Below are 18,230 nucleotides of genomic sequence, written 5' to 3' on the forward strand. Positions count from 1 at the left end.
CCAGGCCCCACCCTGCTATTCGGCGACCTCGGCGGAGGGATTCTTCTTGGAGCCGAACCGGCCCCTGATGGACGGAAGTGCCATGCCGTTCGCGGACCCGACGATCAGCACCGTGGCGAGGATCGCCAGTAGGTAGACCGGGTAACCCATGACCAGCCGGGCGGTGGCGAGCCAGCCGACCTCGTTGGCGGCGTAGAGCTGGTTCTGCACCACGTACCTCGCGGCGAACACCACGACCCACACTGCGGTCGCGTAGTCGTAGCGGCGCACCAGTCTCCGGTTCGCACGCCAGGTCCGCCCGCGACCGTTGACGCTCTCCCACAGCACCCCGATGAGCGGCCAACGCACCAGGATCGAGATCAGCAGCGCACTGCCGTAGAGCACGAACGACCAGATCCCGAACAGGAAGTAGCCCTTGGCCGAGCCCGTCCGGTAGGCGATGAACGCGGCGATGCCGACACCGAACAGACCGGCGACGGCCTGCGTGACGGGTTTCTTGCGGATCAACCTGAGTGCAGCGATGACGACGCCGGCACCCAGTGCCGATGCAATCGCCACTCCGAGGTGGTGGGTGATCGCGTTGACAAGGACGAAGACGACGACGGGCAGGCCGGAGTCCAGCATCCCCATCGGCCCGCCCATCTGCTCCCAGATGGTCGGGCGAGGCGGAGTCTGCTCGGCGGGCATGGCGACCTCGGAACCGTTCACCGGAAGGTCGAGCGTGGTCCCGGTGGCGTGGTCGGTCGCCGGATCGTTGCGATCGCGCTCCGATCCGGCATCGTCGGCCACAGCGGCTTCGGCCAGGTCGGGCGGAGTATCGGAAGAACTCACGCGTGCGCCGGCATCAGTTCGTAGTCGGGGTTGTAGATGACCTTGTGGCCATCGCGCAGCGCCAGCCGGCCCTTGGCCTTCACGGTTCGGCCGGTCTCGACGCCAGGAATCGAACGGCGGCCGAGCCAGATCAGGGAGACGGTGTCCGTGCCGTCGTACAGCTCGGCGTGGAGTGTGGCCAGGGCGTCGGTCGGGTGCAGGTCGACGGAGCGGAGCCGCCCGATGATGGTGACGCGCTGCCCCTGCCAGCAGGCTGCGGCATGCTGGCAGCCGGAAGCATCGACCTCGGAGCTGAGGTCCATCGCGTCGACCGTCTCGTCGTCGGTGGTCAGCTTTTTCATCCAGCGCCCGATCTTGGTGCTCATGACGCCAGGGTACTGCTCTGCTGAGCAGCCAGGACGGACTTCACGTCAGGCGGCCGGTAGTCGGGTCCCTTCAGGACCTTCCCGTCGGCCCTGCGCACCGGACGGCCGTCGGCGCCGAGCTTGGTCATGTTCGACGAGTGCACCTCGTCGAGCACGGCGTCCAGGTCGATCCCGTACACATGCGCAGTGCCGTAGGCGACGTAGACGATGTCGGCGAGAGCGTCGGCGATGCCGACCAGATCGCCGGCCTCCGCCGCCTCCCGCAACTCCCCGACCTCTTCCTCGATGAGGGAGAGACGAATGACGGTGGATGCCGGCCCGACATCCACGGTCGGCAAGTTGCGCAACGGAAGGCCGTAGATCCGGTGGAATTCGCGCACCTGCCGGGCGATTCGCGAGACCCCGGAGCGGAATTCCGGTCCGGGCAACGTCTCGGAGGTGGCCGGGCCATCAGACGTCATGTCGCTACCGCTTCGTCGGACACAGCCTTGTCGAGCACTGCGCTGTCACGCGCAATCGACGCAGACGAGCTTGCCGGCGGTGTCGGAGGACAACCGGCTGCGGTGCTGGACCAGGAAACACACCGAGCAGGTGAACTCGTCGGCCTGCTTCGGGATGACCTTGACGACCAGTTCCTCGCCGGACAGGTCGGCGCCTGGCAGCTCGAAGGATTCGGCGGTGTCGCTCTCGTCGATGTCGACGACGGCCGACTGTGCCTCGTTGCGCCGCGCCTTCAGCTCCTCGAGCGAGTCCTCGCTGGTCTCGTCGGACTCGTTGCGGCGTGGGGCGTCATAATCAGTTGCCATGTCGTGACCTCATTCGTTCTCACTGGGTGCTGTCGATGCTCATGTAGATCGAAGCTCGGATTTCCCACACTGGAGGAGCTCGGCCCCGGCTAGGGCGCGCGACCCGTGACAGGCCTCGCTGAGCTCCGCATTGCCCTGCCGATAACGCCGGGGTGCACGATTTTGTGCCCGGGATCGGGTTGCCCTGATCCACTGCGCATGACGTGTTCGTCACAGTTGCTTCGGCGACCCGCGACACCACGTCGATGTCGTCGGGCGGGGGGATGGTAACTGACGGCGGCCGCAACCGCGAATCCGACCTCCGATGACAGTGGCCGACCGCAGGTTCCGGCACGCGGGTGCCGATCGCCTGACGGTGAACTGACACCGCGACCGCTTACCCTGTCCTCGGTCGACCACGCCGACCGGCGACTACCCACACAACCGCCCAGGAGGACGAACCCGGTGAGCCCCGACTCCCCAGCAGATCGGTACCACCGTCGTCGACGGGCACCGATTCTGGTGGTCATCGTCGTGCTGCTCCTGGGCACCGGCGTCGCCTGGTTCCAGGTGCTGAAGCCGGTGCCGGCGGCGTCCACCAGTTGCAACCAGCCGGGTCCGGCTCCGGTGCTCACCAGCAGCACCTCGCGATCGTCGGCTGCGTCCGGTGGCGGGACGGCATCGAGGCCGGGGGCCAGCGGTTCGACCGGCACGGCACGAACCGGCGCGACTGCGACGAGTGGGACGGCCCGGACCAGTGGAACCGCAGCCAGTGCCTCGGCGAGCGCGACGACCCCCACCACCCCGATCGTCACGTCGTTGGGCAGCTTCGCCAACATCGGTTCGCTGACCGGTGTCCGCCCGGCCGACCCTGCGATCATCACGCTGCAGGTGTTCAACGCGAGCCCTACCCGGGGTCAGGCGAAGACCGTCACGAACGACCTGCGCACCAACGGATTCGCCTCCATCCTCGGCGGCGCCAACGATCCGCTGTACCCGGCCTTCGATCTGGCCTGCACCGCCGAGATCCGCTACGGGCAGGCCGGTACCGCGGCTGCGCGCACCCTGCTGCTGGTCGCGCCGTGCGCGCAGCTGGTGCTGGACGACAGGATCTCGGATTCGGTCGATCTCGCCCTCGGCGCGCGGTATGTCTACACCCCGCTCGCCAAGCCGGTCGCCGCCCAGCTCAAGACCATCCACGATGCGGCCATCCCCCCTGCGGTGATCGAGGGACAGACAGCTGCCGCACGACCGGCGGCCGTCATTCCGCCGTTGCCGTCCTCGGCGGCCTGCTGAACCCGGTCGGTCCCGCACCGACACGATTTCGGGCATCAGTAGGATCCCTGACGACCTCCACGAGACTGCCTCGAAAGGCATCGTGTGCAGTGGGTCGAGTGCAGCTCGTCGAATCGGAAACACCAGCACAGGGAGACTTCAACGTGGTCATCGAGCGGACCGGCAAGGCCTTCGGCATCGACATCGGCGGAACCGGCATCAAGGGCGGCGTCGTCGACCTGTCCACCGGTGAGCTGATCGGAGACCGGTTCCGCAAGGACACCCCGCAGCCGGCCACACCGGCCGCCGTGGCCGACACCGTTGCCGAGGTGGCGGGTAACTTCGACTACAAGGGGCCGTTCGGCGTCGACTTCCCGGGCGTCGTCCTCGGCGGCGTCGTGCAGACGGCGGCCAATGTCGATGCCAGCTGGAAAGGCACGAACTTGGTCGAGACCATGGCGGCCAAGCTGCCCGGTCCGGTCACCGCGCTCAACGACGCGGACGCCGCCGGACTCGCGGAGGCCCGCTACGGAGCCGGGCGCGGGCACAACGGGGTCGTCATCATGGTCACCTTCGGCACCGGTATCGGGATCGCCATCATCCACAACGGCCAGCTGATCCCGAACTCCGAACTCGGCCACCTCGAGTTGGACGGCCACGACGCGGAGACGCGGGCCGCCGCTTCGGCGAAAGAGCGCGAGGGGCTGAGCTGGGAGCACTGGTCCAAGCGCGCCTCGAAATACCTCCAGGCGCTGGAGAATCTGATGTGGCCGGAACTGTTCATCCTCGGCGGCGGAATCTCCAAGAAGCCGGACAAGTGGGTGCCACTGCTCAAGTGCCGGACCCCCCTCGCAGTCGCCCAGCTCATCAACAACGCCGGCATCGTCGGGGCCGCGCTCGCTGCCCACGAGGCGACGCTCACCTGAGCGGATCCTGCCTGTCACGACCCCCCGGACCTGTGTAGATCGGTTCATAAGTCGTGCCGGAACCCAGATCGCCGTTACACTGACACTGTCGTCATCCGGGCAGCCGTTCTGACCCGGTCCTTCTCCCGTAGGCCCGCAGTCGACGGGTGCTGCTCGTGGACCCGACGGCTATCTTTCGTGAAAGGGCATCAGTGGCAGGCGCAACAGCTTCCTCTTCGCAGATCACCACCGGGACAACCGGAACCGATCATGCCGAGCACAGTGTCCCGGCTGGTCTGAACGGATCAGTCCCCTCCCCCTCCAGCCCTGTTCTCGCCGAGGCTCCGGTCACCGCCGCCCCGGCGGCCGATGTGGCCCACCACAGTTCGACAGCCCACGGTCACACCGCCGCCCATGCGGTGCATGCCCCGGCCGCCCATGCTGCGGCAACGCACGCAGCGACCGCCCATGCGCCCGCCGCGCACACCGCGGTAGCCCATGCGCCTGCTGCGCACGCCCCGACCAAGCGGGCTCCGGCCAAGAAGCCCCGCCCGGTGAAGGCGGCTCCGGCTGTCGTCGCCGGTGACGCGGTCGAGGCTCCCGCAGAACTTGCCGACCTCGAGGTCGACGCCGCCGAGCTCGTCGAGGTGGAGGTCGTCGAGGTCGAGTCCGAGATCATCGAGGTCGGGGCCATCGAGCCCGACGCCGAAGAGGACGAGACGACCGACGAGAACGAGGCGAAGGCCAAGGCGGCCACCCCAGCTACGTCGAAGGCCGAGTCCGACGAGTTCACCTGGGACGACGAAGAAGAGTCAGAGGCCCTCAAGCAGGCCCGCAAGGATGCCGAGCTGACGGCTTCCGCCGACTCGGTCCGCGCCTATCTGAAGCAGATCGGCAAGGTGGCCCTCCTCAATGCCGAGGAAGAGGTCGATCTGGCCAAGCGCATCGAAGCCGGGCTCTACTCGGTCGAGCGTGTCCGGCAGACCGCCGAAGCCGGCGAGAAGGTCACCACGCAGATGCGCCGAGACCTCAACTGGATCAAGCGGGACGGCGAGCGGGCCAAGAACCACCTGCTCGAGGCCAACCTCCGACTCGTGGTCTCGCTGGCCAAGCGCTACACCGGTCGCGGCATGGCGTTCCTCGACCTCATCCAGGAAGGCAACCTCGGTCTGATCCGTGCAGTCGAGAAGTTCGACTACACCAAGGGTTACAAGTTCTCCACCTATGCCACGTGGTGGATCCGCCAGGCCATCACCAGGGCCATGGCCGACCAGGCCCGGACCATCCGCATCCCGGTGCACATGGTCGAGGTCATCAACAAGCTCGGCCGCATCCAACGTGAGCTTCTCCAGGACCTGGGCCGCGAGCCCACCCCCGAAGAGCTCGCCAAGGAAATGGACATCACCCCGGACAAGGTGTTGGAGATCCAGCAGTACGCCCGAGAGCCGATTTCGCTCGACCAGACCATCGGTGACGAGGGTGATTCCCAGCTCGGCGACTTCATCGAGGACTCCGAGGCTGTCGTCGCCGTGGATGCCGTCTCGTTCACCCTGCTGCAGGACCAGCTCCAGGCCGTGCTGCAGACGCTGTCCGAGCGCGAAGCCGGCGTCGTCCGGCTGCGCTTCGGCCTGACCGACGGCCAGCCGCGCACCCTGGACGAGATCGGCCAGGTCTACGGGGTCACGCGTGAGCGGATCCGTCAGATCGAGTCCAAGACCATGTCCAAGCTGCGTCACCCCTCGCGCTCGCAGGTCCTGCGCGACTACCTCGAATAAGCCCTACCTGTTCAGCTGCGGCCCGTCCCCTTCTTTTTCGGAGACGGGCCGCTTCTGCGTCACCCGGTCGACACCGCCCGCCGCCGAGGCCCGCCGCCGAGGCCCGCCGCCAGCGCGTCCCGGCAAGGTCCGCGGGGTCCTGGCAACGTCTGCGGGCCATGCCGAGACCCTGCAAACCTTGCCAAGACGGCGCGGCAGGGCGGTCGGGACGGCGCAGCGGGGCGGCCAAGACGGCGCAGCAGGGCGGCCGGAGCCGGCTAGAGGTTGCGCTGGCGCAGGCCGGCGGCGATCAGGGCCAGGACGACGGCGCCGCCGATCAGGAGCGCCGGACCGCGGGCGAACAGGCGGGCAGCGTCACGCGAATACTGTTGACCAACAACGAATCCCGGCTGGAACGGCGCCTGGCGGGCGCGGAACGCCACCGCGGCGAACGCCGTCACCGGGACCAGGACCGCCATGAACTGCGGAGTGTGCAGGAGCAGGATCGGCGCGGTGAGCACGCCCCATACGACGGCGCCGATCTGAGGGATGACCATCGCCGCGGACCTGGCCTCGGCGCGATCGAGCCCGTACCGATCGGCCAGCGACGGTGTGGAGGCGAACTGACGGACCGTCCCGCAGAGCGCACTGATCGCGGTCACGGCGGAGACGAATGTGACGACCACCAGGGCGGCCGGGCCCCACCCGACCCCGGAGAGCAGTGCCCATGAGCCGTACGGGAGCAGCGCAGTGGCGAACCAGCGAACGAGCGCCGGGCGGTCGCGCAGCAGCCGACGTCGGTCCATCGCCAGGACGACCCGGCGACCGGTCCCGGTCAGCGAACGGCTCACCGCACCGCTGGGTCGATGCCCCGGCCGGATCGCCAGCACGGCCGCCAGCGGAGCCAGCGACTGATCCTGGACGGCCAGCGCCAACGACGAGACCGACCCGGACCCGGCCGCCAACGAGGCCAGCGGGATCAGGCCCACACCGGACAGCCCGAGCGAGGTCAGTCCCAGCATGATCACCACCCCGGTCCCGGCCGCGGTCCACAGGGTGCCGGCCGTCAGGGGGTCGGCATGACGCAGGTTCACCACGATGGCCGCAGCCGCCATCACGACGACGCACCAGAGCCAGCCGCGGCCACGAGGAGCAGCGGCATGACGGATCCGCTGCTGCCACATGGCCACTCCCCCGGCCGAGATCGCGGCGGCGATGCCGAGCAACACTGCCGCAAGTGCCGGACCGTGCCGAACGCCGGCCGCATCCGCCAGCACCGCCCCGAGGATCACGCCCGGAACCACCAGCAACGCGACCAGGCCGACCGCACGCCGTCGCAGCAGCACGCCGCGGTCGAGCGGGGTGGACAACACCCACGCCCGCCACTCACGCGAAGCGGTGACCGGCCCGATAGTGATGCAGGCCAGACCGATCAGGGCTGCCCCGGCGATCAACAGCAGCCCCGCGGCCGGCCAGTCCAGCGGCGGGTTGCTCGAGACCGAGGTGTTCAAATCGTTCCAGGTGCCGATCACGATGGCCGGCCCGAACCACAGGATCGCGACGACGATCTCGTACCGCATACCGGTACCGGTCCGGCGGCGTCCGAGAGAAGCGGCCACCCGCAGGTAGCGGGCGAAGCCGGCGGGATCCGTCGACGTCGGAACGGGGGCTGCCCTCGTCACTGACCCACCCGACCGCCGAGATCGCCTTCTCCACCTGGGTTTTCGGGATCCTCACCCCCTGCGTCGTCGGCCTCGACGTCCATCAACTCGACCGACAGCGCCACCTCCGAGTCGGCGACCTCAGCGACGAGATCGGCGTCGTGGCAAGCCATCAGCACGGCCACCCCTGCCCGCTGTTCAGCGGAAATCCTGCGCGCCAACCACTCCCGGCCCTGGACGTCCAGGTTCTGCTCGGGCTCGTCCAAGATCAGCAGTCGGCGCGGACGCACGAAGCAGGACGCCAGACCCATCCGACGACGTTGCCCCTGGGACAAGGTGAACGGGAAACGGTCGCGCTGCTCGGTGAGCCCCAATTCTTCGAGCACCTCGTCGACGATGCCGTCCGGGTGGTCGGCCCCGTGCGCGCGGGCCATGAACTCCAGGTGCTCGCGCACGGTGAGGTCGGTGAACTCGTCACCCGCCCCGAGCCCGAGGGCGACCGCCCCGCGGACCGCCGGGAGGCTGTCCTGATAGGGCGCGCCCCGGAACAGCACCACCCCGGCATCCGGCTCGTCCCAGCCCACCACACACCGCAAGAGGGTCGACTTCCCGGATCCGTTGGACCCGGTCAGCGCCACCACCTCACCCGGCTCGACGGTGAAGCTGACGTTGACCAGCACCGGACTGTCACCGAAAGACTTGCTGACCTCCCGCACCTCGAGCAAGGGCACGATGCGGGCGGGGCGGCGAGGCGCGCTCAGAGCCAGCTGCCGTCTCGTGGACCGCGGACCCAGTTCTTGGTGGGCTGGACCTGCGCCTTGATCGCCACGATCGCCGTGGCACGGACCACCACGCCGCTGCCCGGCGTGGTCTCGTGCAGCCCATCCTCTTCGCGGGCAATCGCGATCCACCGGTTGGCGATCGCGCTCGCCGCCGCGCGATCGGGCAGATCGTGCCCGACGATCACCCTCGTCCCGCTGCTCAACTCGATCCAGACCTCGTGCAGCTGATCGGGTTCAGCCACCGGAGACGCCTGCGTCGGGGGCCGGCGGGCCACCGAGCAGGGACGGCACCGGCGCGGCGGCCGCGTCCAGCACATGCTCGGCCAGGAAGCCGAGAACGACCTCGTACCAGACCTTCGCGTGCCCGGGCGTCAGCACCCAGTGATTCTCCGACGGGAAGTACAGGAACCGATGTGGACTGCGGCCGTCGGCATCGGCCGGCAACCCGGACTTGGACAGCAGGTCGTACCAGAGGCGGATGCCCTGACCGATCGGTACCCGATAGTCCTTGTCGCCGTGGATCACCAGCATCGGCGTATTGATGGAAGAGATGAACAGGTGCGGCGAGTTGCCGGCCGTCATCGACGGCGACATCTCCCGCCCCCAGTAGTTCGCGCCGTCGGTGGTCGGTCCGAACTCGTCGAGTGACCACAGGCTCGCATGCGTGACGACGGCCTTGAAACGATCGGTGTGGCCGGCCACCCAGTTGGCCATGTAGCCGCCGAAGGAGCCGCCCATCGCTGCGGTACGGCTGGCGTCGATGTCGTCCCGGGCCTCGACCTCGTCGGTGACGGCCATCAGATCGGTGAACGGTGCACCGCCCCAGGCGCCCCACCCGCGCTGGATGAAGTCCTGCCCGTAGCCCGTGGACAGCGCGGGGTCCGGCAGCAGGACCGCATAGCCGGCGGCGACCATCATCCACGGAGTCCACCGCCACGACCAGCTGTTCCACGAACCCAGCGGACCGCCGTGGATCCACAGCAGCAACGGCGCGGGGTGATCGGCGTCGGCGCCGTGCGGCAGTGCCAGCCAGCCGCGCACCGCCACACCGTCCGACGCGCTGGCCCTGATGTCCACCAGGGTTCCCGGCAGCTCCGGGTGCCGAGCGGGAGCCGGGAGCTCGACGACGGTTCCGGCGGCCGCACCGATCAGACTGATCCGCACGGGGTGGGCAGGGGTCGCGTAGCTGGTCCGCAGCGCGTACAGCGATGCACCGTCGGGTGACGGCGCCAACTCGGTGTACGAGGCATCGTCATCGGTCAGCTGACGGACACCACCGGCCAGATCGAGGACGAAGACCGGCGACCGGCCGTCCTGGTCCGCGGCCACCAGCAGTCCGGTGCCGTCGGCGGTCCACGCCATGTCGGAGGGCCAGCGATCCCAGTCGGCCGACGGCCTCGACACCGTCCCACCCTGCACGTCCACCACTTCCACGGTCACCTGCGGCGCCAGCTCCGGCGTCGAGAGCCGCTCCCTGATGTACGCGACCCTGGTGCCGTCCGGCGAGAGCAGCGGAGAGAACAGATCGGCGTCCGGGTCGTCCCGCAGCACGCGTCGATCGCCCGACGCCACGTCGATCAGGCAGATGACGCTGCGCTGATCACCCGAACCGACGGGTCGGTGCCATCCGGTGACCACCAGAGTGCCGTCCTGGCTCAGATCCGCACCCTGCTCCCGCAGTGCCCCGTCGGGCGCAGGCGTCAGGTCGCGCAGCTCCAGGCGCCCAACGGCAGTCGATCCTGACGCCCCCGAGAGGTCACCAGCCAGCAGGTGCGGACGGTCAGGACCGAGGTCGTGGTCCCAGAAACGCACCGGATAGCCGTCGTGCAGGATCGCCGAGATCCCGGCGTCCTTGCGGGCTTTGCGGAGCTCGTCGTCGTTCGACAGGTCGGTGGCGCCCGGCAGGACGGGCGCCGGCACGACGACGACCGGCGACTTCGCCGCCGCCATCACACCGGAGAAGCCGCCGATCCGGGAGGCCACCACCCGTGCCTCTCCCAGCCCGGACGGCAGCAGCCAGAGCGGTGCCCGGTCGGTGGCCTCGACGTCATCCGGGTCGGTCCGCTTCGAGGTGAACAGCAGATCTCCGGTGTGCGTGAAGACCGCACTCGACTCACCCGTCGCGCCACGGGTCAGTCGAACCGCCGGCTGCTCCCCCCGCGGGTCGACGCGCCAGAGCGCGCTCTGATATCGGTGCGACTTCGGGTCCGGTGTACTCACGCCGACCACCAGTTGCGAGCCGTCGGGCGAGAGCTTCAAACCGGACATCCGCGGCAGTGCGACGAACTCGTCCAGGTTGTGGAAGGGAGTCGCAGTCGGGGTTCCGGCCTGGTCGCGCCTCCCGGACGAATGGTCGGCAGGCTGCGGATCAGAGGTGTCCATCGATGATGTGCTCACCCTGATTTCCTACCACGTCAGAACGACAGCGACGCGGGCCGAAGGCTCGCCGGAGGTGTCGTGGATGGTCCTGGTGGGTGGGCGTGGCTCCGAAACGGACTCCACGACGACAGCGGCCACAGCAGAACGACAGCGCGTCATCTCCACCCGATCAGGAGCAGTCCCACCGGGACGACGAGGAGTAGACCCGCAACGACGTGCACGCAGACCAGCGAGTACATCGGGAGGGGGCAGGGTCGAAGCAACCGTTCGACCCTGGCGGCCACCGAGCGACCTGCGACCGCCGGGGTCACCTGGGCGAGCGGAGCAACGGGAGATCGATGCGGACCGATCTCTCCGGACGCGCCGGGAACCCCGGCCAGCGCCACCGTGGCCAGCGCTCTGGCCAGCGTCGCCGGGGACGATCGACGGACGGCCCAGTCGTCGGCCAGCATCTCGGTCAGCTCGGCGACCGACTCGGCCGCCGCACGCACCCCCGGCAGCCAGCCCAGTGCGGTGCCCCAGGCCTGGAAGGGCAGGACCAGCAGGTCGTGTCGGCTGCGGACGTGCGCCTTCTCGTGGTCGATCACGGCGACCAGTTCCGCCCGGTCGAGCAGATCGAGCATCCCGGCCGACAGCACCACCCGCGAATGCCACCCGGGCAGCGTGTAGGCCACCGCCATCGAGTGGTCGAGGATGCGAACATCGGCCAGCAGATCGCCGACTTCCCGATCGCTTCCGACGCCGCAGCGGTCGGAGGTCACGACGGGGCTGCGTCCGCCGGTCAGCAGGTCGAGCAACAGCCGATGGGCCCGGCGCCGTCGCACGGTCAGGATGACGCTGCGGATGAGCACGCCGAACAGGATCAGGGCCGCGGAGGTGGCGAGCGTGCCGCTGATGATGCCGTGGCCCGTCATCCCCACCAGGGCCTGTCCGTCGAACAGTCGCTGCAGCCACCGAAACAGGGCGGTGGCGATGTTGTTGCCGAGAGGTTCGAGGGCGATGACGAAGCCTGCTCCCACGAGACAGACGCCGGCGGACAGGCAGACGGCCTGCCAGAGCACCAGCGCCGCGCGAGGAGCACGTCTGGTCCACGAGGCCCTGGCGAGCAGGGCACTGAGCGGCGCGGCCAGCAGGACCGAGGTCACTGCCAGACCCACCGCCAGGACGGTTGCGACCGGCACGTGGACCAATCTACGGCTGTGAGGGATCTCTCGCGGTCAGCGACCGTCGAGGGCCCGGCGGAGGGCCTCGATGTCCTCCGGTGAGACGGCTCCGACGAACCGGGCCAGGGCGTCATCACGATCGCCTGCGGTGTCCAACACCTGCCGCATCAACTCGGCGGTGTGCTCCTCGCGACCGGCGACGGCCTCGTAGGTATGGGCCCGGCCATCCCTGGCGCGGCGCACGATGCCCTTGCCCTCCAGACGGGACAACACGGTCAGCACCGTGGTCACGGCCAGCTCACGACCGGTCAGCGCATCGGTGACCGCTCGCGCCGTCATCGGCTCGACCGCGTCCCACAGGACGTCGACAACTGCACGTTCCAACTCACCACGGCCAACCACGTCTGTACCTTCCCATGCGCTCGCTGAGGATTCTACTTCCCGTAGAACTTCTACGAGTTGTCGAATATGATGGAGCCATGTCAGCCAGCGTCGCCGGTGCGCAGTCCGGCCTCAACCCTCGGCATCTCACGCCCAGGGAAGATCAGGTCCTGCGCCTCATCGGGCTGGGCCTCACCAATCGTGAGATCGGGGGGCGACTCGGGATCGCGGAGAAGACCGTCAAGAACACCGTGACGGTCGTCCTGGCCAAGCTGGGTCTGCAACGCCGGACCCAGGCGGTCATCTACGTCACGGTACGGCGAATCGCCGCCGATCAGGCTGCCGCCCAGCATCGGGGTTGACCGACTCGCCGCTGACTGCTCGGACGCCGCACAGCTTTCCGACGACGGCGGCGGCCTGCGCAGGACGGCCGGGACAGGAAGCGTTCACCCCGGACCGCAGAACGGGCGACTGGTGGTGGCTGCGGTCACAAAACAGTCTCAAATCGACGCGTGGCGTTCGCCACGGGCGAAGTCCGGGCATTTTCGACGTATCCAATGGCACCATGAACTGGTCCTAGTCAATGTTCGAGTAGTACACCGGTCCGAAACGGTCGCGGCCTCGAACCTCAGATCACCACCGGGTGAATGTGCTGTCACACATTCGCTCCGGTGGGAACAGACCGATGTCCCAGGACGTCGGAATAGAGGTACACGTAAGCCACCGTTCCTCGGTGGCCGTAGATGGGAGGACGACATGACCGGAACCCTGGCCATTCCCGCAGCACTCACCGCAGCAGACCGTTGCGACCGGTGTGGAGCCGCAGCGGCGGTAAGAGCGGTACTTCCCAAGGGCGGCGAGCTGCTGTTCTGCGCCCACCACGCACGCGAGCACTCCGCGCGCCTCGAAGAGTTGGCCGCGAGCCTCTACCGCGCCGAGAACTGAACACTCCGGCGTTCCGTCCGGCTCGGGCCGGCGGGCACCAGTAGTCCTCCGCTCAGGGGCGGACCGCCACGGCGGTCTGCTCCTGCTGCTTTTTCTCCGGCCGTACCACTCCCTCCAATCCCCCGTTGCATCCGATCTGGTTCCCGGTGTGACCCACCAATGGCCCGGATGGACGTGTTTGCGTGCTCAAGACCCGGTACACGGGTCTGCCCGCCACCCAGACCGAGACCAGGCAGGTTTCGACGCGGGCAGTGCGGATGCGGAATGATGGACGGGCCCGGTCCGTGCCGGGTAGTTCTCACCGCCCGGCCCGAGAGGTGTTCCGACGATGTCCGCCCCACCCGAACATGCCGGCGGTCGCCGCGTTGCTCCTGCCCCGGTTGCTCGTGGGGTGTCGTGGCCGATCACGAGCGATGTCGGACCCCGTCCGCCGCGGGCAGACGCCTTCGCCGCATTCCTGACGTTCCTCGCCGGCGCCGCCGGGCTGGCACAGATCTTCCTCTCGTGGAGTTCCACGGTCACCGGTGTTGGCCTGCAGGACGCGAACGGCGGCATCACCGGCTGGGAGCGCTACCAGGCCGCCCGCGCCGCCGGCTCCCTGTCCGTGCGGGACACCGTCACCGCCTTCTCCGTGGTCGGCACCGCGATGGCCGGTGCTGCGCTCATCCTGCTGGCGCTGGCCATGCTGACCCCGATCGACCACCGCCCGCTCGGAACGGTCACGCTGGTGTTGTCGCTGGTGTCCCTCGGCGGCGCCGGGTGGTGGCTCGTTCGGGGCCACCACACCTTCAACCAGTCGATCGGCGACCTGTTCTCCGCGGCGGGGCCCGGTTGGTACCTCTTCCTCGTCGCCGGTCCGGTCGGCATCGTCGGCGCGGCCAAAGCCATCGCCACCGGCTGAAGGTCCGGCGGTAGGTCCGGCCCAGCAGGTCCGGCCCTTGCCATGGCTGTCAGGCCGACACCCCGCCACCAGCACCGACCCTGTGGCATTGCGTAGGGTCGATGTGTGTCGTCGAGCCCTGAAATCGTCCCCGTCGAGCAGCCCGGTTCGCACCCGTCGGCGTTCGATTCGCTGTACCGCCACGGTTTCGCCCGGGTCGCCGCCTGCACCATGCCGTCCCGGATCGCCGACCCTGCGGTGAACGCCGCCACCGTCCTCGACATCGCACGGGACTGCGACGCACAGGGGGTCGCGGTCGCCCTGTTCCCCGAACTGGCGCTGTCCGGCTATGCCATCGACGACCTGCTCGGGCAGGACGTGCTGGTGGACGCCGTGTCCGAGGCGGTGGCGACGGTGGTGGAGGCCTCGGTCGACCTGCTGCCGGTGCTGGTGGTCGGCGCACCGGTCCGCCACCGGGCGCGGTTGTTCAACGTCGCGCTGGTCATCCACCGAGGCGTCCTGCTCGGCGTGGTACCGAAGATCCACCTGCCGAACTATCGGGAGTTCTACGAACGGCGACAGTTCGCCTCGGGCGACGGAGTGACGGGTCAGCAGATCACCGTCGGCGGGCACACAGCCCCGTTCGGAATCGAGAACCTCTTCACCGCAACGGATGTGCCAGGCCTGAGCATCGGCGTCGAGATCTGCGAGGACATGTTCGTCCCGGTACCGCCGTCCAGCGGGCTCGCGCTGGCCGGCGCCAGCGTGCTGCTGAACCCGTCCGGCAGCCCCATCACCATCGGTCGCGCCGACACCCGCAGCCTGCTGTGCCGCTCGCAGTCGATCCGGTGCCTGTCCGCCTACCTCTACGCCGCCGCCGGCCAGGGTGAGTCGACCACCGACCTGAGCTGGGACGGGCAGACCAGCATCTTCGAGAACGGTGCCCTTCTCGCCTCCGGCAAGCGGTTCGCGGGCGGCGCCGTGATCACCGTCGCGGACGTCGACCTCGACCTCCTGCGGCAGGAGCGGGCCCGGATGGGCACGTTCGAGGACAACCGACGCGCGAACGCGAATGGTGTTGTCCACCAGGACATCCCGTTCACCCTGGCACCGCCGGACGGCGATCTCGGACTGCTTCGGGAGGTCGAGCGGTTCCCGTTCGTCCCGGCCGACCCCGACCGGCTGGCCCAGGACTGCTACGAGGCCTACAACATCCAGGTCGACGGGCTGATCCAGCGCCTGCGGGCGACCAGGACCAGCAAGGTGGTGATCGGTGTTTCCGGCGGGCTCGACTCGACCCACGCGCTGATCGTCGCCGCTCGCGCGATGGACCTGATGGGGTTGCCGCGCACCAACGTGCTCGGGTTCACCATGCCGGGCTTCGCCACCAGCGACGGCACGAAGTCGAACGCGCACGCCCTGATGAACTCGCTCGAGATCACCGCTGCCGAGATCGACATCCGGCCCGCGGCAAGGCAACTGCTGTCCGACCTCGGGCATCCGTTCGCCCGCGGCGAGGAGGTCTACGACGTCACCTTCGAGAACGTGCAGGCCGGCCTGCGGACCGACTACCTGTTCCGGCTGGCCAACTCCCGCGGCGGGATCGTGCTCGGTACCGGGGACCTCTCGGAGCTGGCGCTCGGGTGGAGCACCTACGGCGTCGGCGACCAGATGTCTCACTACAACGTCAATTCCGGCGTCCCGAAGACGCTGATCCAGCACCTGATCCGCTGGGTCGGCGGGAACGGTGACTTCACTCCGGAGGTCGGGGTGATCCTGCGCTCGATCCTGTCCACCGAGATCTCGCCGGAGCTGATCCCGGTGAAGGAGGGCGCGCGACCGCAGAGTACGGAGGCCTCGATCGGGCCATACGAGCTCCAGGATTTTACCCTGTTCTACGTGCTGCGGTTCGGCTTCCGACCGTCCAAGATCGCCTTCCTGGCCCGTCACGCCTGGTCCGATGTGGCGGCCGGCGACTGGCCGGTCGGGTTCCCGGAGGACCGGCGACGGGCCTACGACCTGACGGAGATCCGCCGGTGGCTGGTCGTCTTCGTCGGCCGCTTCTTCGGGTTCGCGCAGTTCAAGCGATCGGCGATGCCCAACGGCCCCAAGGTGTCTGCCGGTGGATCACTGAGTCCCCGCGGCGACTGGCGGGCGCCGTCCGACGGGAACGCCACGGTCTGGCTGGACGAGATCGAGCGGAACGTCCCGCCGGCCTGACACGACGCAGAGCAGGCCGAATTTCCTACCTGCTCGGGCCCCGCGGGTCGGAAGTCGTCCAACCTCAGAGCATGCCCAACAGGTGGTCACGGCGTCGCTCGAGCACCTCGGCGGCCGCAGCGGCCGACGGCGGGCCGGGGACGGCGCGGCGGATCTGCGAGTGCACCTGCGCGTGCGGTGACCCGGTGCGGGCGGCTACCCGGCCGACCAGCTGGTTGACCTCGCGGCGGAGCTCCGCCGCGGCACGCCAGCCGGCGTGCCCGTCCGAGAGCCCGTCGGCGTTCGGGACGACGACGGCGCCCTCGATGCCGAACAGGTCCGGCCCGCCGAGCTGGTGGTTGCGCGCGGCGGTGTCGACCCGGCGTCGCAGGTCCGAGTCGCGGCGGGCGAGCACCGCGGCGGTCTGCTCGGCGGTGAGCAGTCCGGGGAGGCCGAGGTAGGCCTCGTCGTCCTCGCTGACGGGGCCGCCGACGAGCGGCGCTGCGGTCACCGCACGACCGGAGTGCAACACGTGCGCGAATTCAGCCTGCGAGTCGAGCATCTCGAACTCGGACACCTCGCGCTCGGCCGGCTCCGGCGCAGGCATGTCGAGGGCCATTTCGTCGTCATCTGTGCCCTTGGGCGGCGGCGCCATCACGTAGTTGCGGTCGATCTCCATCTCGGCAGCCAACGTCAGGAGCGGCCGGACGGCCGGTAGGAAGACGGTGGCGGATTCGTTGATGCCGCGCGCACGAACCACGCGGCCGACGGCCTGCGCGAAGAACAGCGGCGTCCGGTAGCTCGTCATCCAGGCCAGGCAGGCGGCCCGCGGGACGTCGACGCCCTCGGAGATCATCCGCACGCAGACCGCGATCCGGCGCGTGGAGGTACGGAACTCCTCGATCTTCTTCGAGGCCTTGGGGTCGTCGGACAAAATCAGCATCGGCTGCTCGCCGGTCAGCCGTTTGACCACCCCGGCGTACGCCCTGGCGTCGTCCTGGTCGCTGGCCAGGACCAGGCCGGCGGCGTCGGGCATCCCGGTGGCACGCAGGTGGGTGATCCGCTCGTCCATCGCGGCGATGACGTGCGGCACCCAGCCACCCGACGGGTCGAGGGCCGTCTTCCAGGCCGCGGCCTCGACCGACTTGGTACCGGCGTCGGTCAGCGAGGCGGCGACCACCTCACCGGCGTTGTTCCGCCAGCGGGAGACACCGGTGTAGGCGGCGAACACCACCGGGCGGACCACGGTGTCGGCCAGCGCCTGCCGGTACCCGTAGGTGTAATTGGCGATCGAGCGCAGCAGGTCGCCGTCCATCTCGTATCCGACGAACGGGATGCGCTCGTCGGCGCGGGTCCGGAACGGGGTACCCGTCAGCGACAGCCGCCGGTGCACGTCGGCGAAGGCCTCGGCGATCGCCTCGCCCCAGCTGAGACCGTCACCGGCGTGGTGAATCTCGTCGAGGATCACCAGCGAGCGCTTCCGGCCGGATCTGGCGGCGTGGATGATCGGCCGGCCGGCCACCTGCGCGTACGTCGTGACGTATCCGTGCGCCCCGTCCGGCACCGGACCCTGCGCGTTCGTCATCGTCGGGTCGAGGGTCAGGCCGACCGCCGCGGCGGCGTCGGCCCACTGCGTCCGGAGATGGTCGGTCGGCGCCACCACGATGATGCGGTCGACCACCCGGCTGATCAGCAGCCGACCGGCGACGGCGAGGGCGAACGTGGTCTTGCCGGCGCCCGGGGTGGCGGTGACCAGGAAATCCCTGGTGCCGGCCGCCTCGTAGGAGGCCAACGCCTCCTGCTGCCAGGCACGCAGACGCGAGGGATCCACGCCGATCGGGACGAAGGCCATGACCTGCTCCCCCACCCGTCGCTCTCGAACCGATCCGAACACCGCGCCGGGGTCGAACACCGGTCCGGTCGAG

General features: G+C 69.1%; 18 protein-coding genes. 7 read left to right on the forward strand and 11 right to left on the reverse strand.

Annotation, left to right across the window (positions count from 1 at the left end; genetic code table 11):
• Positions 1-15: 15 nt before the first annotated feature.
• From ABIB25_RS17870 to ABIB25_RS17885, 4 genes are read right to left on the reverse strand one after another with little or no spacing between them, the layout of a single operon-like run.
• Entirely contained in the window at positions 16-831 is an 816-nt protein-coding gene (locus ABIB25_RS17870; protein WP_354529831.1) for a DUF3159 domain-containing protein, read from the reverse strand.
• Complete coding sequence (locus tag ABIB25_RS17875; RefSeq protein WP_354529833.1) at positions 828-1,196, reverse strand: OB-fold nucleic acid binding domain-containing protein; 369 nt, start codon at positions 1,194-1,196, stop codon at positions 828-830. Before ABIB25_RS17875 ends, ABIB25_RS17870 begins: the two co-directional genes overlap by 4 nt.
• Complete coding sequence (locus ABIB25_RS17880; RefSeq protein WP_354529834.1) at positions 1,193-1,657, reverse strand: pyrophosphohydrolase domain-containing protein; 465 nt, start codon at positions 1,655-1,657, stop codon at positions 1,193-1,195. The genes ABIB25_RS17875 and ABIB25_RS17880 overlap by 4 nt, the downstream gene beginning before the upstream one ends.
• Positions 1,658-1,702: 45 nt before the next feature.
• On the reverse strand, positions 1,703-2,002 hold the full coding sequence (locus tag ABIB25_RS17885) for a DUF4193 domain-containing protein (protein WP_354529835.1): 300 nt from the start codon (positions 2,000-2,002) through the stop codon (positions 1,703-1,705).
• Between the two features lie 444 nt (positions 2,003-2,446).
• Between ABIB25_RS17885 and ABIB25_RS17890 the strand changes: the two genes are divergently transcribed.
• The 3 genes from ABIB25_RS17890 (at position 2,447) to ABIB25_RS17900 (ending at position 5,936) form a co-directional block, all read left to right on the forward strand.
• Entirely contained in the window at positions 2,447-3,277 is an 831-nt protein-coding gene (locus tag ABIB25_RS17890; protein WP_354529836.1) for a LytR C-terminal domain-containing protein, read from the forward strand.
• A gap of 143 nt (positions 3,278-3,420) precedes the next feature.
• On the forward strand, positions 3,421-4,182 hold the full coding sequence (ppgK, locus tag ABIB25_RS17895) for a polyphosphate--glucose phosphotransferase (RefSeq protein ID WP_354529874.1): 762 nt from the start codon (positions 3,421-3,423) through the stop codon (positions 4,180-4,182).
• Positions 4,183-4,532: 350 nt separating this feature from the next.
• On the forward strand, positions 4,533-5,936 hold the full coding sequence (locus ABIB25_RS17900) for an RNA polymerase sigma factor (protein WP_502919846.1): 1,404 nt from the start codon (positions 4,533-4,535) through the stop codon (positions 5,934-5,936).
• Positions 5,937-6,193: 257 nt separating this feature from the next.
• On the opposite strand, the gene ABIB25_RS17905 is transcribed toward ABIB25_RS17900, so the two are convergent.
• The 6 genes from ABIB25_RS17905 to ABIB25_RS17930 all read right to left on the reverse strand — a co-directional run bounded on the left by ABIB25_RS17905 (position 6,194) and on the right by ABIB25_RS17930 (position 12,302).
• Positions 6,194-7,597, reverse strand: a complete 1,404-nt coding sequence (locus ABIB25_RS17905; protein ID WP_354529838.1) for a DUF6297 family protein — start codon at positions 7,595-7,597, stop codon at positions 6,194-6,196.
• Positions 7,594-8,307: an ABC transporter ATP-binding protein gene (locus ABIB25_RS17910; protein ID WP_354529839.1), complete on the reverse strand. Its 714-nt coding sequence runs from the start codon at positions 8,305-8,307 to the stop codon at positions 7,594-7,596. The genes ABIB25_RS17905 and ABIB25_RS17910 overlap by 4 nt, the downstream gene beginning before the upstream one ends.
• A 26-nt stretch (positions 8,308-8,333) precedes the next feature.
• On the reverse strand, positions 8,334-8,600 hold the full coding sequence (locus ABIB25_RS17915; RefSeq protein ID WP_354529840.1) for a hypothetical protein: 267 nt from the start codon (positions 8,598-8,600) through the stop codon (positions 8,334-8,336).
• A complete protein-coding gene (locus tag ABIB25_RS17920) occupies positions 8,593-10,626 on the reverse strand; it encodes a S9 family peptidase (RefSeq protein WP_354529875.1) in 2,034 nt (677 codons plus the stop codon). Before ABIB25_RS17920 ends, ABIB25_RS17915 begins: the two co-directional genes overlap by 8 nt.
• A gap of 266 nt (positions 10,627-10,892) precedes the next feature.
• The gene (locus tag ABIB25_RS17925; protein ID WP_354529841.1) at positions 10,893-11,918 is read right to left on the reverse strand and encodes a M56 family metallopeptidase; all 1,026 of its coding nucleotides are present in this window, start codon (positions 11,916-11,918) and stop codon (positions 10,893-10,895) included.
• Positions 11,919-11,954: 36 nt separating this feature from the next.
• On the reverse strand, positions 11,955-12,302 hold the full coding sequence (locus tag ABIB25_RS17930) for a BlaI/MecI/CopY family transcriptional regulator (RefSeq protein ID WP_354529842.1): 348 nt from the start codon (positions 12,300-12,302) through the stop codon (positions 11,955-11,957).
• 77 nt (positions 12,303-12,379) lie between these two features.
• Between ABIB25_RS17930 and ABIB25_RS17935 the strand changes: the two genes are divergently transcribed.
• From ABIB25_RS17935 to ABIB25_RS17950, 4 genes are all read left to right on the forward strand, one after another.
• The gene (locus ABIB25_RS17935; RefSeq protein ID WP_502919842.1) at positions 12,380-12,643 is read left to right on the forward strand and encodes a helix-turn-helix domain-containing protein; all 264 of its coding nucleotides are present in this window, start codon (positions 12,380-12,382) and stop codon (positions 12,641-12,643) included.
• A 394-nt stretch (positions 12,644-13,037) separates the two neighbouring features.
• Positions 13,038-13,226, forward strand: a complete 189-nt coding sequence (locus tag ABIB25_RS17940) for a DUF7455 domain-containing protein (RefSeq protein ID WP_354529843.1) — start codon at positions 13,038-13,040, stop codon at positions 13,224-13,226.
• A 328-nt stretch (positions 13,227-13,554) separates the two neighbouring features.
• Positions 13,555-14,127, forward strand: a complete 573-nt coding sequence (locus ABIB25_RS17945; protein ID WP_354529844.1) for a hypothetical protein — start codon at positions 13,555-13,557, stop codon at positions 14,125-14,127.
• A gap of 105 nt (positions 14,128-14,232) precedes the next feature.
• Entirely contained in the window at positions 14,233-16,326 is a 2,094-nt protein-coding gene (locus tag ABIB25_RS17950; RefSeq protein WP_354529845.1) for an NAD(+) synthase, read from the forward strand.
• A gap of 64 nt (positions 16,327-16,390) precedes the next feature.
• On the opposite strand, the gene ABIB25_RS17955 is transcribed toward ABIB25_RS17950, so the two are convergent.
• Positions 16,391-18,157 carry a DEAD/DEAH box helicase gene (locus ABIB25_RS17955; RefSeq protein WP_354529846.1) on the reverse strand — a complete coding sequence of 589 codons (1,767 nt, stop codon included), beginning with the start codon at positions 18,155-18,157 and terminating at the stop codon, positions 16,391-16,393.
• Between the last annotated feature and the right edge of the window lie 73 nt (positions 18,158-18,230).

The organism is Nakamurella sp. UYEF19 (genome assembly GCF_040546275.1).
In the GTDB taxonomy this organism is placed as follows: Bacteria; Actinomycetota; Actinomycetes; order Mycobacteriales; family Nakamurellaceae; genus Nakamurella.

Bases quoted from the DNA above. Each gene is read 5' to 3' on its own strand.
- ABIB25_RS17920 (WP_354529875.1), bottom strand. From the start codon at position 10,626: ATGTCCGGTTTGAAGCTCTCGCCCGACGGCTCGCAACTGGTGGTCGGC.
- ABIB25_RS17880 (WP_354529834.1), bottom strand. From the start codon at position 1,657: ATGACGTCTGATGGCCCGGCCACCTCCGAGACGTTGCCCGGACCGGAA.
- ABIB25_RS17875 (WP_354529833.1), bottom strand. From the start codon at position 1,196: ATGAGCACCAAGATCGGGCGCTGGATGAAAAAGCTGACCACCGACGAC.
- ABIB25_RS17945 (WP_354529844.1), top strand. From the start codon at position 13,555: ATGTCCGCCCCACCCGAACATGCCGGCGGTCGCCGCGTTGCTCCTGCC.
- ABIB25_RS17955 (WP_354529846.1), bottom strand. From the start codon at position 18,157: ATGGCCTTCGTCCCGATCGGCGTGGATCCCTCGCGTCTGCGTGCCTGG.
- ABIB25_RS17885 (WP_354529835.1), bottom strand. From the start codon at position 2,002: ATGGCAACTGATTATGACGCCCCACGCCGCAACGAGTCCGACGAGACC.
- ABIB25_RS17940 (WP_354529843.1), top strand. From the start codon at position 13,038: ATGACCGGAACCCTGGCCATTCCCGCAGCACTCACCGCAGCAGACCGT.
- ABIB25_RS17935 (WP_502919842.1), top strand. From the start codon at position 12,380: ATGTCAGCCAGCGTCGCCGGTGCGCAGTCCGGCCTCAACCCTCGGCAT.